General features: G+C 41.7%; 13 protein-coding genes. 4 read left to right on the forward strand and 9 right to left on the reverse strand.

Translation table 11 applies throughout. The annotated features are described in order from the left end of the window. Window positions 1–3: 3 nt before the first annotated feature. Genes ACTS60_RS09720 through ACTS60_RS09735 form a run of 4 tightly spaced genes read right to left on the reverse strand, consistent with a single transcriptional unit; the run spans window position 4 to window position 2,850 of the window. Entirely contained in the window at window positions 4–453 is a 450-nt protein-coding gene (locus ACTS60_RS09720) for a hypothetical protein (protein WP_440888059.1), read from the reverse strand. Beyond that, window positions 453–1,799 (reverse strand): type II and III secretion system protein family protein, encoded by a 1,347-nt coding sequence (locus ACTS60_RS09725; RefSeq protein ID WP_440888060.1) that lies wholly within the window; start codon window positions 1,797–1,799, stop codon window positions 453–455. Before ACTS60_RS09725 ends, ACTS60_RS09720 begins: the two co-directional genes overlap by 1 nt. Next, the gene (locus tag ACTS60_RS09730) at window positions 1,799–2,560 is read right to left on the reverse strand and encodes a pilus assembly protein CpaB (RefSeq protein ID WP_440888061.1); all 762 of its coding nucleotides are present in this window, start codon (window positions 2,558–2,560) and stop codon (window positions 1,799–1,801) included. Before ACTS60_RS09730 ends, ACTS60_RS09725 begins: the two co-directional genes overlap by 1 nt. Window positions 2,561–2,601: 41 nt before the next feature. Then, complete coding sequence (locus ACTS60_RS09735) at window positions 2,602–2,850, reverse strand: Flp family type IVb pilin (protein WP_440888062.1); 249 nt, start codon at window positions 2,848–2,850, stop codon at window positions 2,602–2,604. Window positions 2,851–3,043: 193 nt separating this feature from the next. Between ACTS60_RS09735 and ACTS60_RS09740 the strand changes: the two genes are divergently transcribed. After that, window positions 3,044–3,490 carry an A24 family peptidase gene (locus tag ACTS60_RS09740; protein WP_440888063.1) on the forward strand — a complete coding sequence of 149 codons (447 nt, stop codon included), beginning with the start codon at window positions 3,044–3,046 and terminating at the stop codon, window positions 3,488–3,490. Window positions 3,491–3,537: 47 nt separating this feature from the next. Here ACTS60_RS09740 and ACTS60_RS09745 read toward each other — a convergent pair whose 3' ends face one another. Next, window positions 3,538–4,446, reverse strand: coding sequence for a LysR family transcriptional regulator (locus tag ACTS60_RS09745; protein WP_440888064.1), 909 nt, complete (start codon window positions 4,444–4,446; stop codon window positions 3,538–3,540). An 864-nt stretch (window positions 4,447–5,310) separates the two neighbouring features. Continuing rightward, entirely contained in the window at window positions 5,311–8,346 is a 3,036-nt protein-coding gene (locus ACTS60_RS09750; protein ID WP_440888065.1) for a M6 family metalloprotease domain-containing protein, read from the reverse strand. Between the two features lie 270 nt (window positions 8,347–8,616). Between ACTS60_RS09750 and ACTS60_RS09755 the strand changes: the two genes are divergently transcribed. Then, window positions 8,617–10,920, forward strand: a complete 2,304-nt coding sequence (locus tag ACTS60_RS09755) for a collagenase (protein ID WP_440888088.1) — start codon at window positions 8,617–8,619, stop codon at window positions 10,918–10,920. Between the two features lie 177 nt (window positions 10,921–11,097). Beyond that, window positions 11,098–11,808, forward strand: a complete 711-nt coding sequence (locus ACTS60_RS09760; RefSeq protein WP_440888066.1) for an EAL domain-containing protein — start codon at window positions 11,098–11,100, stop codon at window positions 11,806–11,808. A gap of 358 nt (window positions 11,809–12,166) precedes the next feature. On the opposite strand, the gene gnd is transcribed toward ACTS60_RS09760, so the two are convergent. The 3 genes from gnd to zwf are packed head-to-tail and all read right to left on the reverse strand — an operon-like array spanning window position 12,167 to window position 15,871. After that, window positions 12,167–13,615, reverse strand: coding sequence for a decarboxylating NADP(+)-dependent phosphogluconate dehydrogenase (gene gnd / locus ACTS60_RS09765; RefSeq protein WP_440888067.1), 1,449 nt, complete (start codon window positions 13,613–13,615; stop codon window positions 12,167–12,169). 40 nt (window positions 13,616–13,655) lie between these two features. Beyond that, window positions 13,656–14,372 carry a 6-phosphogluconolactonase gene (gene pgl / locus ACTS60_RS09770; protein ID WP_440888068.1) on the reverse strand — a complete coding sequence of 239 codons (717 nt, stop codon included), beginning with the start codon at window positions 14,370–14,372 and terminating at the stop codon, window positions 13,656–13,658. Beyond that, window positions 14,369–15,871 carry a glucose-6-phosphate dehydrogenase gene (gene zwf, locus ACTS60_RS09775; RefSeq protein ID WP_440888069.1) on the reverse strand — a complete coding sequence of 501 codons (1,503 nt, stop codon included), beginning with the start codon at window positions 15,869–15,871 and terminating at the stop codon, window positions 14,369–14,371. The genes pgl and zwf overlap by 4 nt, the downstream gene beginning before the upstream one ends. Before the next feature lie 581 nt (window positions 15,872–16,452). Here zwf and ACTS60_RS09780 point away from each other — a divergent pair. Continuing rightward, window positions 16,453–16,614 (forward strand): hypothetical protein, encoded by a 162-nt coding sequence (locus tag ACTS60_RS09780; RefSeq protein ID WP_440888070.1) that lies wholly within the window; start codon window positions 16,453–16,455, stop codon window positions 16,612–16,614. Window positions 16,615–16,772 lie beyond the last annotated feature (158 nt).

The raw sequence follows: 16,772 nt of genomic DNA on the forward strand, positions 1-16,772 counted from the left end.
TATTTACTCCGCCACAGGATTCGTCATACTCAAACGTCTGTTGTATTCCAAGCTGCACCCAAACGGATGACTTTTAAGGGTATTAAATGAAATCGCATCACAAGTTTGCTCTTGCATTTTGTGGTATTTCGCGACGATTTTTACGCCTTTACTTTCGCTGTTTGCACTCAACGTATAGCGCAACTTATTAACGCCTTTTGCCCTGATTTCTTTCACAAAACCATCGATAAATTGACTCTCTTTGGCATCGTAATTGATTGCAAATGTCGACTTCGGATACTGAAGATTGATTTGATTGACGAAGTTAACCGATTTATCCATCGCCACTTCTTTGTTTGTGACTCGAAACTCAAAGGTTTCTACAATAGTGTCTACGGCAGTTTTGTTTGGTATTACCGATACCGAGCAACCAGATAGTAAAATAGAAACCACCAAAAATAGGTTAGCCTTCATTAGTTAAAGCCTCCCGCCTTTATCGTATTTTCCAACTCTTCGTCATCAACCTTTGAAAGGTCCAGTTTCAGCAAACGCTCTAGATCACTCGTACGCTTAAACTTTGGCAGTTTGATATCTGTTTCTTTAACAGGATCAACAAGATTTACTGTCGCAACGATAATTAGCTCTGTCTTTCTTCTTTCGGTATTGGTTTTACTAAACAGCGCGCCCAAAATCGGAATGTCACCTAAGTAAGGGATTTTGGCTAATGATTCCTGCTCTTCTGATGTCAACAGCCCCGCCAGAACAAAACTTTGACCATCTTTTAGTTGTACCGTTGTTTGGGCTTTTCGAGTCCTCAAAGAAGGTACGCTGATAAGACCTGAGTTGACACCATTGGTCTTATCAATAGAACTCACCTCAGGTAACAGTGATAAGCGAATATTTTCAGAATCCGTCACCTTAGCAACCATCGACAGCTTAACTCCGTACTCTTTGTAAGTAACAGAGATACCTTCGTTATCACGAACCGTAATAGGTATTTCACCACCGACAAGAAAACTCGCCGATTCACCGGAAATCACAGATAGATTCGGCTCAGCAAGCACTTGCCCAATGCTGTCATTACCACTCGCTGAAATAACCGCAACGATATCCTCAGCAGTAAAGTCCAAAATCTTATTGACAAACTGACCAGCTCCACCGATGGACTTGCCGTTTTGTTCAGCATATGAGACTCCCAACTCAGTTAGGAATGAACTTGAAACTTCTGCAACCGTCAACTTGACATTGATTTGATCTGTGGTGAGAACTTTTAGGTTGTTTATAATGTCTTCAAACACATAGGTCGCTGTATAATCTAAAGGATCGACAGATTCACCATTTGCGCCAGAAAGTTCAAAAGTGTTTCTTTGCTTACCCTTTTTCATCATTTCGCCAACATGGCGGTAAACTTTCTCTTTGATCTCTTCGCTACTGACGACGCCATCAATAACAATTTGCTCACCAATATTGGTCAGCTTAATATCTTCGTCTGGATATCTCGCAATAATAGTTTGCTTTAAAAGTCTTAGACTCTTGTTTACTACCACTTCTGCGTTGTAAATTTCATTCCCTGCGCGATCATAAGCAATAATGGAAGTAGCACCACGGCCAATGCCGTAAATGACCAATTTTCCGTTTGCGATGACCTTGTAATCTGCAATTTGAGTATCCGCGACAAACACAGTGTCAATATTGCGTTTTATGTTGATCGTCTTCGCGGCACCTTTATCTAGGCTCAGTAACTCTCCTGCTGATACAGAAGCTGGAAGTAATAAAACCAACCCCAACGTAACTGTTAATATATTTTTATTGAACACCATTAATTCCCTCTCAGCTGTCGAACGCCAAATCGATGCTCAATCAAATCGCTACTTTTCACAGATAAGTATTTATGAACCATCTTTGCTGGAACCAGAGTAATGGCCCCGATCTTCTGCGCCATTTCAAGCTTAAGTACTTGCTTAACTGTCAACGCGATAATCAAGCCATATTCTTCATTTGATGAATCATCATCTTCAGAAACGTCCATTGCTTGCAAAACCAAAGCGCCATCAATAATGACGTTACTCGTTAGGTTATCTATATCGGAGTAACCACTTTCTAATAAATTGGATTGCGATGAGGTTGTGGCAACAAAACTGACACGGTCACCAGGTTGAATTGGGAGAGCTTCTACAATGCTACTGCCTTGAGAAAGGTAGTAATAAGGCACCTGGTCTTTTTTAAGCGAAAGATACATATAATCTTTCTCTCCAGGATTCGACACTAAGTTTGGTGTTAATTGCTCACCCTCGTTGACATCTTTTGCCCATAGAGCACCAGATTCAATTTTGATACTCGTATAAGGCATATATGAATGCTGCTTTGCTTCCAGCTCAGGCAATTCACGAATATCTATCGCTTCGATGTTAATCGGTTCCGCTTTTTTAAATGCACGATTAACAAATGCAACTTTTACAAAAACCTCTTTTTGAACCACAGCTACGGGCTCAGGCTCAGTCTGTCCAAAAAAATCACTGACGTAAAAGAAAGCCAAAAACATAGTGATGGCAACAAATACAAAAATTAATGCTCTACTCATAGAATAAAAACCTTAAAAGAGAGGGTTTCCCCTCTCTAAACTTATCCAGCAGTTTTATCACCTTCCGAAGATGTCTTTTCACCGGATTTGTTAGCACTTTCCATTGACGTTGAAATTTTGCCCATAGCATCATTTAACGTTGTTTTCAAAGAGCCATCTTTAAATACGAACAAAATAATTGAAGACATTGCTACAGCGATAATTGCGTATTCTACTGCAGTTACACCACGCTTGTCTGACTTGAATTTGTTACGGATATTACGAAGTTTAGAATTGATATTTAAAAGCATGTTTACCTCTATTCCCTTGAATTAATCACTCATTTCGTGAACGTAGAGAATCTACATCAATAAAAATAATCACACCAATTAAGCTTTTTTATTTATTTATAAAGAGTCGTTATAAAATACATGTAAACCATTACATAACAATTTATTATAAGGAACCAATTGAATTCCCACCCACCTCTATTAAAGTAGTGTAATGAATTATATAAAGATTGCTTTTTGGCTAATTAGCCTTATCAACGTGATGTGTATTTTTTATAGTGATATCTACTATAGGATGGTGAAACATCGGTTTGTTTTTCTTATCAGCATTACCTCACTGGCTAGCTTGTATTACTCTCCCGCGCCTCTTAGTCAAGTAGCGGTGAGCGCTTGCATTTTTATTGCGTTCTTTTTGCTTTGGATGATGCATGTGGTTGGAGGTGGTGACGTAAAGTTAATTGGCGCACTATTTTTAGGGGTGCATAGTGAATATATGTTATCAGCGATGGTAACTATTGGACTACTGGGCGGGGTTCAAATTCTGTTAATGTGGATAATTGCCATTTTTCGTAAAAAATCTCCTTTCGGAAATGGCATTCCTTACACGATACCAATTGGTATCAGTGGACTAATTTTCTTTTACCTATCACTTGCTTCTTGAGTATAAATACAAACGCCATGCCTATTTATGATAGACATGGCGTTTTACTAAATTACTTCACAACTTGTCAGTAAGGAACCGGCAGGTTTTCTACTTGCCACTCCTTTCGAGTTGAGTCGAAAGGTCTCGGTAATCAAACTCCTCAAGCGTTCTTGATCAATTTTCTTAGCGGCAGAATCATTGCACCAAACATACATCTCGATATATTTAGGTAACAAATATCGGCTACATTTGTAATTACCTAAGGTCCAACTTGGGCAAATAACAAAAGTGTTCGCAGCTTGCAATTCATTGATCATTAACCTTGACGATGATGTCGTAAGCCAATGCTTTACCTTAGAAATATCAATACCGAAAGAATCTAGCAGTACTTCGGCATCTCTCCTAGACAGGGAATTACAGAAGACGATTCGTTCTGGATAGCACTCTTCTGGATCAACAGCGCAATCACAAGCTAACATGTATTGTTCTCTGTTGAGGGGGAATACTCGACCTTCCACCGATGTAATATCACCAATAGCAAATACTAAATCGTGGTTGTCTTTATCAACGCAACTTATATCACTATAACCTGTCACAGCCAACTCGACGTCGTTATATACTCTGAAAGAACTAATCACGTTTGCAACTAACTCAGGGGCAAATGAATCAGAGATTGCAATTGAATACCGGTCAAACATATCAACTTGAGCTAGCTCATCAAATAATTGGTCATATAAAGACATCGTCTGGTCCGTATAATCAAGCAATATTTGGCCATGTTTAGTCAAATTAAATCCATCTTTTCGGTCAAAGACTTCTGCACCTATAGTACATTCAAGTTTTTTAATATGCTGAGAGACAGCTGGTTGAGTTAAATATAGACTTTCTGCCGCTGCAGTAAAACTTCTGTGCCTAGCAACATGTGAAAAAGTTCTTAAGTACTTTACATCAATGGTTCGTTTATTAGCTTTCATTTAATTAACACCAAGACCCAATAATCTTCCGATCGTTATAATTGTTATACATCCATAAAGTTATACATTAAGCAATTTTATGATTAGCCTTACGATATAACTTTGTGGCTTATTTTACGTCTAAGTATTCAACAGTGATATAAGCATTAGGTTTCTTATCCTTCAAATTCAAAATAGTTACAATTAGATAAAAGTAATCTAAATCACTGTTTATACTATTATTTTATACAGTAAAACAAATACCAAAAAAAGATAACTTTATAATTCCATGTCCTAACCACCCCCGCCACAAGGCCTAAATGCCACTTTAGTATAGAGTAATTACTTAATAATATGAATGTCATTTTCATTTATGACAAATTATATACAATACACAAACGACAATTTTATTAATGGAAATTAAGTTAATTATAAGAATAGTGATATATGGTCATAATAATATTTTATATAAATAATGATAAAACCATCACTTATGCAAACAATAAAGCAAACGTTTGCTATCTGTTTGGGTTAAAAATCAGATTTCCGTTAATGTGGTCACTTTACGAGTTGTGATTAACGATCATGTGGCTAGTTTGTTTAAGCATTCAATAACTTTATTTTCTGATATTCCGCCTGAGAAAAATCATGTAACTACTTAACCAGAATGACTCTCAACTTCGTCACCAACTAATAATTCGGTTATTTGGTGTAATAGCGTAAGTCATGAGATTTTTATACTCTGTAATTTCTGCTGCTGTTTCCCAGATCTTCGATACAAAAATCCTCCCTATCATAACGAGAGCTACAACACGGAGGTTATTATTTGTTTTCGTCAAATTACATTCAGCCAACGCATAGAAGGCAATTCATCACAATGCTTTCCTACAAATCATCATTCTTTATCATGAGTCTGTACAAAATATCACTCTTCGTTCTTAGACTAATTAGCGTCATACACAAAATAACCCACAAGCCCATCGAACCTCCTTCTTCACTTTTCCCAGGTTCCGTTCCCACCACAACAGCTTGTTTAACGACCACTTCAACGGTTTTGGTAACGATCGCGCCATCTTTGTCGTTTACCGACACTTCAAACGTCAGCTTTTCACTTTTCTTGGTGACCTTAGGTAAAGTCACTTCCACGTTTGGCGTATCTGTGGTGGTAAACTTAGCTGTGGTTCCTGAAACTTGGCGCCATTTGAACGAATGATCAGCTGAATCAACATCTTTTAGATCTAGGACTGATAATGTAACTTTGTCGTTTTCTAGACCTTCTTTAGGGCTTGCTTTTACCGCAAACGTTGGCTCATCATTGACCGCATCAATCGTTATTACAGCCGTTGCAGTGTTAGATTCACGCCCGTTTTCTTTTACAATTGCAAATTCAAACTGGTCGTTACCAAAATAGTTTTCATCACTTTGGTAGGTATCGCCATCTAACTTACCATGCTTAGGCGCGGTTTTAATCACGATGGTGTCACCCTTCTCCAATCCTTGCTGCTGACGCAATTCAAGTGCTAAAGGCTTGTCTTCTTGGGTTTTGTATTGAAGGTTGCTCGCAGTGACAACTGGAGAATTGACGGTGATAACAACTTCACCTTCAGCCGTCGTACCAAAATCGTCAGACACTTGATACTTCATCACTGTTCTCTGCTCCGGAATATCTGAAACAGGTACTGAGTAACGAATTTTCTGCCCAGCAATTTCTGCACTGCCAATCGCTGGTTTTGTCGTGATTTTGTCCAACTTAATGGTGTTATTTGCATCAGATGAACGATCGTTCGCTAGTACATCAATCGTAACGCTTTTACCACTCATCAACGTCACAGAGTCTCTCTGGGCAGTGATGCTCGGTTTTGCTTGAGGTTTTTCTAACAAAGCAGCAAACGGATAGTTACGACCACGACCTTCGCTTAAACCGTTCGTCTTGTACGTATTTGTAGTTCCGAAAAACTGCTTCTTTTTCTGTCCGTTAGACAAGTAAGCATCCAAGAATGAGTAGCTGTACTCCGGCTTCGCGTTTTCTAACTCAATCACCAACAGTTGTTCGCCTTCATCAATGTCGAATGGCGATGTAAACATCACTCGACCGCCAGAATCAGGAATTGTACCCGATGACACTTCAACTTGAGTATCAGCGTTGACAGATGCATTCCCCCAGCGGGTAGTCGTTAGGTCATACTTAAACATGCGGTAGCGCATATTGGCATTTGGCTGAATTGGTTTCGCATACAAGTAGAAACCTACCAATGTCTTGTAACCTTCGTTGTTATCTAAACCAAATCCTATTGTGTTATTGCGTGAGTCTTCATAAACGTAAGTTCTTGACAGCGATGTAATCCACGCCGATTTGTTGTTTGGCGAAGGAATTGATGCTCGTAACGATCCATTTTGCGCAGTACTCGCAATATCATTAATTGAGATATTGGTTTCGCGCCCGCCAGTGATTGTTTTTAGCGAAGGCGATGTATCGTCCGTAACCGCCACTACATTGCTCGAACCAGGGAACACATCTCCCTGATCAGACCACCCACGCGTTTGCAGTTCATCAAGACCATCCGCTTGGAATACCTGTACTTGCATTGGACCATTGTCGTTAAAGCGGTTGTCCACACTCACTGCTGTGATTAGGAGTCCTTCACCCAACAATGCACGATCATATTGGTTTTTGCGACGGTTTTCGAAGTACGCTCTTGGACCTTGTTGCTTCAAGTAAGGGTCGAGATACATCACTCCCTCGCCCTGTGCCGTCTCGATGGTCACGGAACCAGAAGTATCAATTACCTTAGGTTTAATGAAACCAGCAGCTTCCTTACTCCACGCCAGCATATTGACCGGGGTTTCCCCTGCGTAGCTATCGCCTTCTTTGTTTGCCCAGCTTCCTCCGCCCATAAGTCCCCATTGACCCACAGAACCAGAATGCTTGTAGGAGTACAAATCCGGTAGTCCAAGCATCAAGTGTCCAAGCTCATGGGCAATGACCCCCATCGTAGATTGATGATCGCCTTGGAAGTCCGCAAACAAGCAGTAATCACGGATCGTCTTACCATCGATCTCAACGATATCGTGACTGAAACGGTGAGGCCAGATATATGGCATGTTAATTGAGCCCGCAGATTTATCGTATCCTGCAAAAACAAACATTACCGACAACTCATCAGGGGTAATTTTGTCATCGTTATTGTCGTCGTAAGTCGACAAATCTACGTAACGATCCAACTTATCGTAAGCCGCCTTGAACGCCGCTTTTAGCTTACCGTCACACGTCGAATCATTTTTCGAATGGCAATTCGGATGTGCAATGTCTAACGTAATATCGATAACACCATCATTCGCTGTTCCTTCTGTTTCTCTCGCTGGCTCAACGATGTAACGTCCATAACTGTTCTTGTGGAAGTAGTCTTTGACGCTTTGTTGGTTGTCACCAAAAATTACATCGGTGAAGTCATTCACAAACACTTCGTCATTGAAGCTTACTTGGACAACCAACAAAGGCTGATGCTTTGGGTCATCTGTCGCGTTAACCGCTCGAAGTGGCGTTTGCTCAAGATAAGCATCGCTTAGCGGATCAATACGACCAGAAGGTACTAAAGAGGACGTCGGACTGACTTTTTCTTTTAACAGTGCTTTCACTGATTGTGGTGTTTCTACTTTGGCTTCCACACCAATTGAAGTCGCAATAAAGCGACCATCAACCACTTCGTGTTGACCATAAAACCATCCTGTATCTTCGTCATAGACATAGATAATGCCTTCCCGGTCTTGATACCAAAAAGATTCTTGGTCACCATATAGTTTTAGCTCTTTCCTAGAGCCGTCATTTAATTGGAATTCATGCCAAGTGGGTGCTGGCAATGTATTAGCATGGGAAAAAGAAACCATCAGCGAACTGATAATCGGAAAATATATTTTTTTCATATACTCATCGACTAAGGTTAAAATTGACATTATTTATATCAAAATAGATTTACTCTTCCCAATTAACAATTCTAATAAAATCAGAAAAATTGGTTATCTGATTAATATCACATTTAAATACCTTCACCTTCAAAGGTTATAATGCATACTTATTTTCTCATTACATCCTATTATTTAACTATAGACTAGTAAAATTATATATTTGCATCCCATTTTAATTACAATACTAATTCTATGAAAAATATTACAACCGCATGTCTTCTTTTGTCCATGCTTGGTGTTTTAACTGGATGTGGTGGGGATGACTCTTCTGGAGGTGTTACGACAGTTCCTATCGCTGATGTTGATTCCGGCGATAAAAATGGTGACATTACCGACTCAGATTCAGATTCAGATTCAGATTCAGATTCAACAGTAGATGATGACGATACGGATGCTGTCAATGATGACGACACCGTTACCAACGATGATACAACATCAGATGATGATAAAGACTCAGATCATGACTCTACGGGTGATGATGACTCTACCAAAGATGACGGAACCACTGACGACGATACTGATGCGAATGACGATACCGAACTATTCCCACACAAAGGAAAATGTACTGTAACTGAACTTAACTTTGACCAAGTTAATATCGAATCGCGTGTCGCCAACAGTGACTATGAGTGCATGAGAACTTGGTTCTCTCCTTCCGAAGAACAAGCGGACACCGTTTTTAGCACAATAAGTGTCAGTCAAATTAATGCAGGCTTAAAAAAGGCAATTGACGCTTATAACGGAACAAAGGAACAAGCTCAGCAAATCTATTACTTGGGCGAGTTTATCAAAGCAGCATATAAGAACCGACACGATACCTTTGCTCGAAACCTGCAACCTTTTCCTTCGGAATTGGGCGCAGAGATCGCTGCTACGATCCAGCAGTTTTTGCGCTCACCACATGCATTGGCAGATGGAAACGAGCAGCAAGAAGCACTGGCATCTATGTTGATTGTTGTTGATAGCATTCGACAACTTGCCATCGCCGCGCCCGATGTTTTCGCCGTTCTCGACAGCTTTTCTGAAGACAAAAGCGAAAGCTACTACTATCGCAAAGCGATCAACAATGTCTTTATCGCTATGGCAGGCCATTCTCAAACCAAAGCTTTTTATGACCTCATCGAGTCTGATCCGAGTTATATCCATCGCTTGAATGCTTTTATCACCAACAATGAATGGGCGATCGGAACGGATTCTGAACAATTACTCGGTAACGCTGCACGTGAGCTCTCTAGACTAGTAAAAACCCAAGATGCGGACACAAAACAAGTCATCATCGATACTTTACGTACCTTGCTGGCACGTTACCCACTCGGCGGTAAGTCGGACAGGATTTGGGTTGGTATTGCTGAAATGGTCAATGCTTACGCGCCAGATTACCTAGAACAACTTGGGCTTGGTAACGCGAAGCAAGACCTAAAACACAAAATAATGACATTCAGCTACAACTGTCGTGGACCTGCACAAATACTCGCTCAGGAGATGACTGAAGCTCAAGCAGTGGCAAGCTGCGAAACATTGAACCTGAAAGAAGATGACTTCCACCAAATTGTCAACACGGGATATCAGCCTGTCGCTGATGATCATAGTGACAGTGTAGACGTTATTGTTTTTAAAACCAAAAACGACTATTCAACCTACTCTAGCTTCCTATTTGGTAACACGACCAACAACGGCGGGCAATTCCTCGAACGAGACCCTTCCAAGCAAGGAAATGTACCTCGATTCGTCGCTTATCAAAATGGATGGGATGACAACTTTTCGATTCTAAACTTAGAGCATGAGTACATTCACTATTTGGACGGAAGATTTAACCAATACGGTGACTTCCACGAGACAATGCGCGAAGGTAGCATTGTTTGGTGGTTGGAAGGTTTTGCCGAATACATGCATTACAAGGACGGCTACACCGCCGCATTGGTACTTGGTAAAGACAAAACCCACACTTTGGATGAAGTGTTCCGTACCAACTACAGCGATGGTTTGAACCGCGTTTACCGTTGGGGTTACCTCGCCGTGCGCTTTATGTTAGAAAAACATCCTGAAGACGTGACGGAGCTTTTAGGATATTCACGTACCGGACAATACAAAGAATGGGTTAAACTTCTTGAACGACTAGGTCCTACCTACAGCACAGAGTTCCATTCATGGCTTGATGAAGTAACCAAAGATATTGATGACACGGATATTTTCAAGCCTAAGCCAAAAGAAACGCCAAAGAAAATTGAGCTCAATAGCAACGTTCAAGTTAGCGGTGAGAAGTTCTCAGAGAAACTCTTCTTCGTTGACGTGACGCAGAGCTTCAATCAATTGGAAGTATCGATTACTGGTAACGGTGACGCCGATTTATATGCTTGTTACGACAAAGTATGTCACTACTTTGAATACGAGTGGACCAACTTTACTCATGGCAGCAACGAATCCATTTCAATTCCAAAAAATGAAGACGGCACCATAAAAACTGGTCAATACTATTTCAGCATCAGCGGTCGTGACGAGTTTGACGTCGAACTGTCTGTGGTCGCAAAATAAACCTCTCACGATGTTCATTAAGCCCTGTTTTTTGACGGTGCTTAATGAACATTAAATATAATTTATAGCACTATTATAAATCTTAATTTCCCAACGAAAGCATTTTAGACATAACATAAGAAACAATGCTTAAGTGTAAGTATAACGTCGTAATATTAGATTGAGAAAGTGGAAAATATGAAAAGGAATAAATCTTACTTGCCTAACTTCAAATTGACTGACTTTGATATAGAAACATTAATACAACCTATCATTTGTCCTAAGAGCCAAGAAGTCCAATATTACGAAACGTTATCGAAGATTTGTACTTTTGACAAAAACAACATTAACAACGACGTCTTCTTTTCAATTGTAGATAATTCGTTTATTCAAATGCTCGCTTTTCAGCAAATTCAATTCTCTCTAGCCGAATACCCACATCAGCGACACTCTTTTAATATTAAGCTTTCATGCTTGGCGGATGAGCACTTTGTACAAAAGCTCTTAAGCTTCAACGGCGCCAAATTCGCATTAGAAATCAGTGAGCTTGATTGCTACACCGAATCGAAAAAAATACACCAGAACTTAACTAAGTTACAAGCAAACAACATCGAAATTTGGCTGGACGACTATCATAGCAACAACAAGTTAGCAAATATGTCTCTTGACACTATCTTTTGGGATCGAATCAAAATCGATAAAAGCTTCCTCAAATACGCGGATCTAGAGTCAATACAAGCATTAAACTACTTCTTAGCACCATTTTGCTCTCGTGGTTTGATTTTTGAAGGCGTCGAAAACGTCCAGCACCATCAGATGCTTAAGGATAGCCAATCTTTGGTACAAGGCTATCACTATTCACGCCCTTACCCATTACAATCTGGGCAAGCGGTCTCGCTGTGCTCCTAACAAAAGGCTTTCCTTATTCAGGTATTCCACAGATACTAAAACACCCGACATAACCGCTTTGGACGTTTTTTCAAGCCGCATTCAAACTTAATAATCCGTAGTACAGCTAAGGTGTTGATCTCGGTTTTCTCATCAGATTCATTTTGTTTCAGGTCAAATAACCTTAATCTAATCATGTATATATCACCTTTCTAAAACAACGCCTAATAAAATGAGGACGAAATATAACCATAGACGTCAAGATGAGGGTTCAGAGCGTTACGCCGGGCTCACACTCAATGAAAACAGACTGCAACAGTCATTAAAAAAGGATGCCACTAGGGCATCCTTTTGCTTTTATCCGTTTATTGACTGCGGATTAAACGTCGTAAGTTGTAGACGCTGTATCGCCGCCTGTACCAGTCCAGTTTGTGTGGAAGAATTCACCACGTGGACGGTCAGTACGCTCGTAAGTGTGAGCACCGAAGTAGTCACGTTGAGCTTGAAGCAGGTTCGCTGGTAGACGAGCTGTTGTGTAACCGTCTAGGAAAGATAGCGCAGAAATCATACATGGCATTGGGATGCCAGACTCTAGAGATTTCGCTGCTACTTTACGCCATGCTGCTAGGCTGCCTTGTAGAATGTTTTTGAAGTACTCATCAGAACCTAGGAATGCGATATCTGGGTTCGCTTCGTACGCATCACGGATGTTGCCTAGGAACGCAGAACGGATGATACAACCACCACGCCACATTAGTGCTACGTTACCGTAGTTTAGGTCCCAACCATTTTCGTTAGACGCTTCACGCATTAGCATAAAGCCTTGAGCGTAAGAGATGATCTTAGATGCTAGTAGTGCTTGACGTAGTGCATCAACCCACTCTTGCTTGTCGCCTTCAACAGGTGTGATTGTCTTGCCGAATAGAGACTCAGCTTCAACACGTTGGTCTTTCAGTGCAGATAGACAACGAGAGAATACAGACTCAGAGATAAGCGTAAGTGGAATACCTAGGTCTAGTGCGTTGATACCAGTCCATTTACCAGTACCTTTTTGACCAGCTGTGTCTAGGATCTTCTCAACTAGAGGCTCACCGTCTTCATCTTTGTAGCCAAGGATGTCAGCCGTGATTTCAACAAGGTAGCTGTCTAGCTCAGTCTTGTTCCAATCTGCGAATACTGCTTGCATCTCGTCTGCAGACATACCAAGACCGTCTTTCATGAACTGGTAAGCTTCAGTGATAAGCTGCATGTCACCGTATTCGATGCCGTTGTGTACCATCTTAACGAAGTGACCAGCACCATCGTTACCAACCCAGTCACAACATGGCTCGCCAGCGTCAGTTTTTGCAGAGATACCTTGGAAGATTGGCTTAACCGCTTCCCAAGCTTCAGCCGCGCCGCCAGGCATGATTGAAGGACCAAAACGTGCACCTTCTTCACCACCAGATACACCCGTACCGATGAAGTGAATGCCTTTCTCACGACAATGTGCTACGCGACGGTTTGTGTCTGGGTAGTTAGTGTTACCACCGTCAATGATGATGTCGCCTTCGTCTAGAAGCGGGATTAGGTTGTCGATGAACGTGTCAACAACGTCACCTGCACGAACCATAAGCATCACTTTACGTGGCGTTTCTAGCTTCTCTACTAGTTCTTCTAGAGAGTATGCACCGATGATGTTTGTGCCTTTCGCTGGACCTTCCAGGAACTCGTCTACTTTTGCAGCAGTACGGTTGTGAGCCACAACTTTAAAGCCGTGGTCGTTCATGTTAAGGATAAGGTTTTGACCCATTACAGCAAGGCCGATTACACCGATATCACCTTTCATTGTTTCTCTCCAATTGTCTTTTATTCGACTAGCGGCCGCATTAAGCGATTTTTGCCGCTGCGTCTAAATCTAAATACCATTCCGTCAGACCCGCTTTCGCTTGGATCTTCGCTGCCGGATATGGAAGTACGCGGGCTGGTGAGCTGTTAATCTCTTCGATAATGTCTGCTTTACCAGCGCCAAGTACTAAGTAACTGATGCGCTTCGCTGCTTCTAATACGCGTGCCGTCTTCGATACGCGAATCTGACCAGACTCAGGATGAGAAGCCAATACTGATAGGTTCTCATCATCGTAGTTTGTCTGACCTGGGAACAGTGATGCGGTATGACCATCTGCACCAACACCAAGCAAGATCCAATCAAACACAGGAGTGCCATTTTCAGTTGGAATCACTTCTGCCATCTCTTTCGCAAAACGTTCTGCTTCTGCTTCTGGATCTTCTTCGCCACGGATGCGGTGGATGTTCTCAGCAGGAATGCTCACTTGACTAAATAGTAGAGTATTCGCTTCGCCATAGTTACTTTCTGCATCATCAGGCGCAACACAGCGCTCATCACCCCACCAGAAGTGTAGGTTTTGCCACTGAATTGACGTCGCGTAAGCTTCTGTTGCTAGTAGCTTAAACAGCATTTTTGGTGTGCTGCCGCCAGAAAGAGAGATGTGAACAGGTCGGCCCATTTCGCTAAACGCTTTCATGTCGTTAGCAAGGCTTTCTACTACCTGCTCTGCTGTTTGGTAGATCTTGTGGTTGATCATAGTTCGCAGTAGTCCGTATCTGTTAGGTTTTTACAAGGGAAACGCCATGCGCGGTTAGCTCGCTGTAGCAAGTCGTCCGCTTCTTTTGGTCCCCATGTACCACATGCGTATCCGAATAGCGCTTGTGGGTCTTGCTTGAAATCTAGAATCGGTTGCACGTATTTCCAACACGCTTCAACCGCATCGCTACGAGCAAATAGCGTTGCATCACCGTTTAGGGCATCAAGAAGTAGACGCTCATAAGCAGTTAGCATTTGGGTTTCTTGCAGATCAGCGTAATGGAAGTTCATTTTCACTTCCTTCGCTTTAAAGCCTGCGCCCGGCTCTTTCAGACCAAAGCTCATTTGGATGCCTTCGTCTGGCTGAATACGAATAATCAGCTTGTTCTCTGGTGCGTTTTGACCAAACACTGGGTGTGGTGTCTGTTTAAAGTGGATAACCACTTCAGTCACGCGAGTCGGTAGACGCTTACCTGTACGTACGTAGAAAGGCACGCCATTCCAACGCCAGTTGTTGATGTAAGCTTTCAGGCCGATGTAGGTCTCGGTACGAGAATCGTCTGCGACGCCGTTCTCTTCACGGTAACCCGGAAGGTGCTGACCACGAACATCCGATGCCGTGTACTGACCTAATACAAGGTCGTTACGAAGTGCGTTCTCATCCAGCGGTTTAAGACACTGAAGGACTTTTACCACTTCATCACGCATCGAGTCTGCATTAATTTGTGCAGGCGGCTCCATACCCACCATTGCTAGCACTTGTAGCAAGTGGTTTTGGAACATGTCGCGAACCGCACCTGAACCGTCGTAGTAACCACCACGCTCTTCCACGCCTAAGAATTCTGCGCCTGTGATTTCCACGTAATCAATGAAGTTACGGTTCCACAGTGGCTCAAACATCGCGTTAGAAAAACGTAGGACAAGCAGGTTCTGAACCGTTTCTTTACCTAGGTAGTGGTCGATGCGGTAGATCTGATGCTCTTGGAAGTGCTCGTGGATTTCTTTGTCCAACGTACGCGCTGATTCAAGGTCATAACCGAATGGTTTTTCGATGATCAGGCGTTTCCAGCCATCTTCCTCATTGTTCAGACCGTGTGCTGCAAGGCTTGCAGGGATCACGCTGTATAGGCTTGGTGGCGTCGCAAGATAGAAAAGCGTATTACGTTGTTCGAATTGGTATTCGTCTGCCAGTTGGTCTAAGCGTGTCGCCAACTTGCTGTAATCTTGTGTGTCAGATGTATTGATTGCTTGGTAATGCAGGTGGTTAATAAATGCATTCAGCGTTTCTGGCTCAGTTTTTTCCATTTCTTGAAGCGATTTCTTCAACTTCTCACGGTAAGACTCATCACTGTACTCAGTGCGGCTTACACCTAGAATGGCAAAATTTTCTGGAAGCTGCTTGTTCGCATAAAGGTGGTATAGAGCAGGAATTAACTTACGGTATGTAAGGTCACCTGAAGCACCAAAAATAACGATGCTGCTGTTTTCTGGTATTACCATCATCTTTCCCTTAAAAACGAGGTACTTATTGTGTGCCCGGATACGGCTAAAAGGATTGAGCCAACCCTATCAATGGCACCACAAAATAGAAAATTGGTCTTACCTATTACGTTGATAGGTAAAGCCTATAGTCTAAAATTACCGCAATGACTAAACCTCTCACTAGTGTGTGAAATTTAGCGTTTGGAGGTCATTTAAGACACTTATGTCTCTCGAGTACAACCTTGCACTCTGTGGAGGAGATTTCCGACACGGGGGCGTATTGTCTACGACTATTTGATTTACATCAATACTTGGTAGAGCAAACGTTTAAATATTTTACGTAAATTGACATAAGCATCAGAATTTAATGAATTAATTCCACTCTATACTCATCTGACATTTTTTAAGCAAAAACTCTAAAGTGGTGCATATTTGCTCACGAATGCAATCCTTTACATAAACCGATTGGCTTCTACGTAAATCGTTGGCCTTGGAAACTGCCTTCATTCAATGGTGCGTAATTAGGGTCTATACAGCTTCTTTATCACTGGTGATTAACGTTATAATCTTGGTTATTCATCAGTAAAAAATGACACCCAATGAGAAAATTTTACGTTGTAGAAGGTGACACTAACGCCAAGAAACAAAAACTTGCCTACCCGAAACTCGCACTATGTGAAAAGTGTGTGAGCGATTATATCGTGATCAGTGAAGGTGAGCGCACTTACAACGAATGTGCTAAATGCCGAGCGGATGACTAATGTTTCCTCTGTACTTTCCCTAACTTTTCCCTTCGGGCAAGTCATCATTCTTGCCCAAAGCTTGAGATTATACCCATCCTATCAGTTGATTCATTACCACCATGAAATATCAGAAAACAATCATATACTTGGCAAAATAACGTTGTTGTTTTGGCTAT

It is taken from the genome of Vibrio sp. WZ-1, assembly GCF_052037695.1.
Classification (GTDB): domain Bacteria; phylum Pseudomonadota; class Gammaproteobacteria; order Enterobacterales; family Vibrionaceae; genus Vibrio.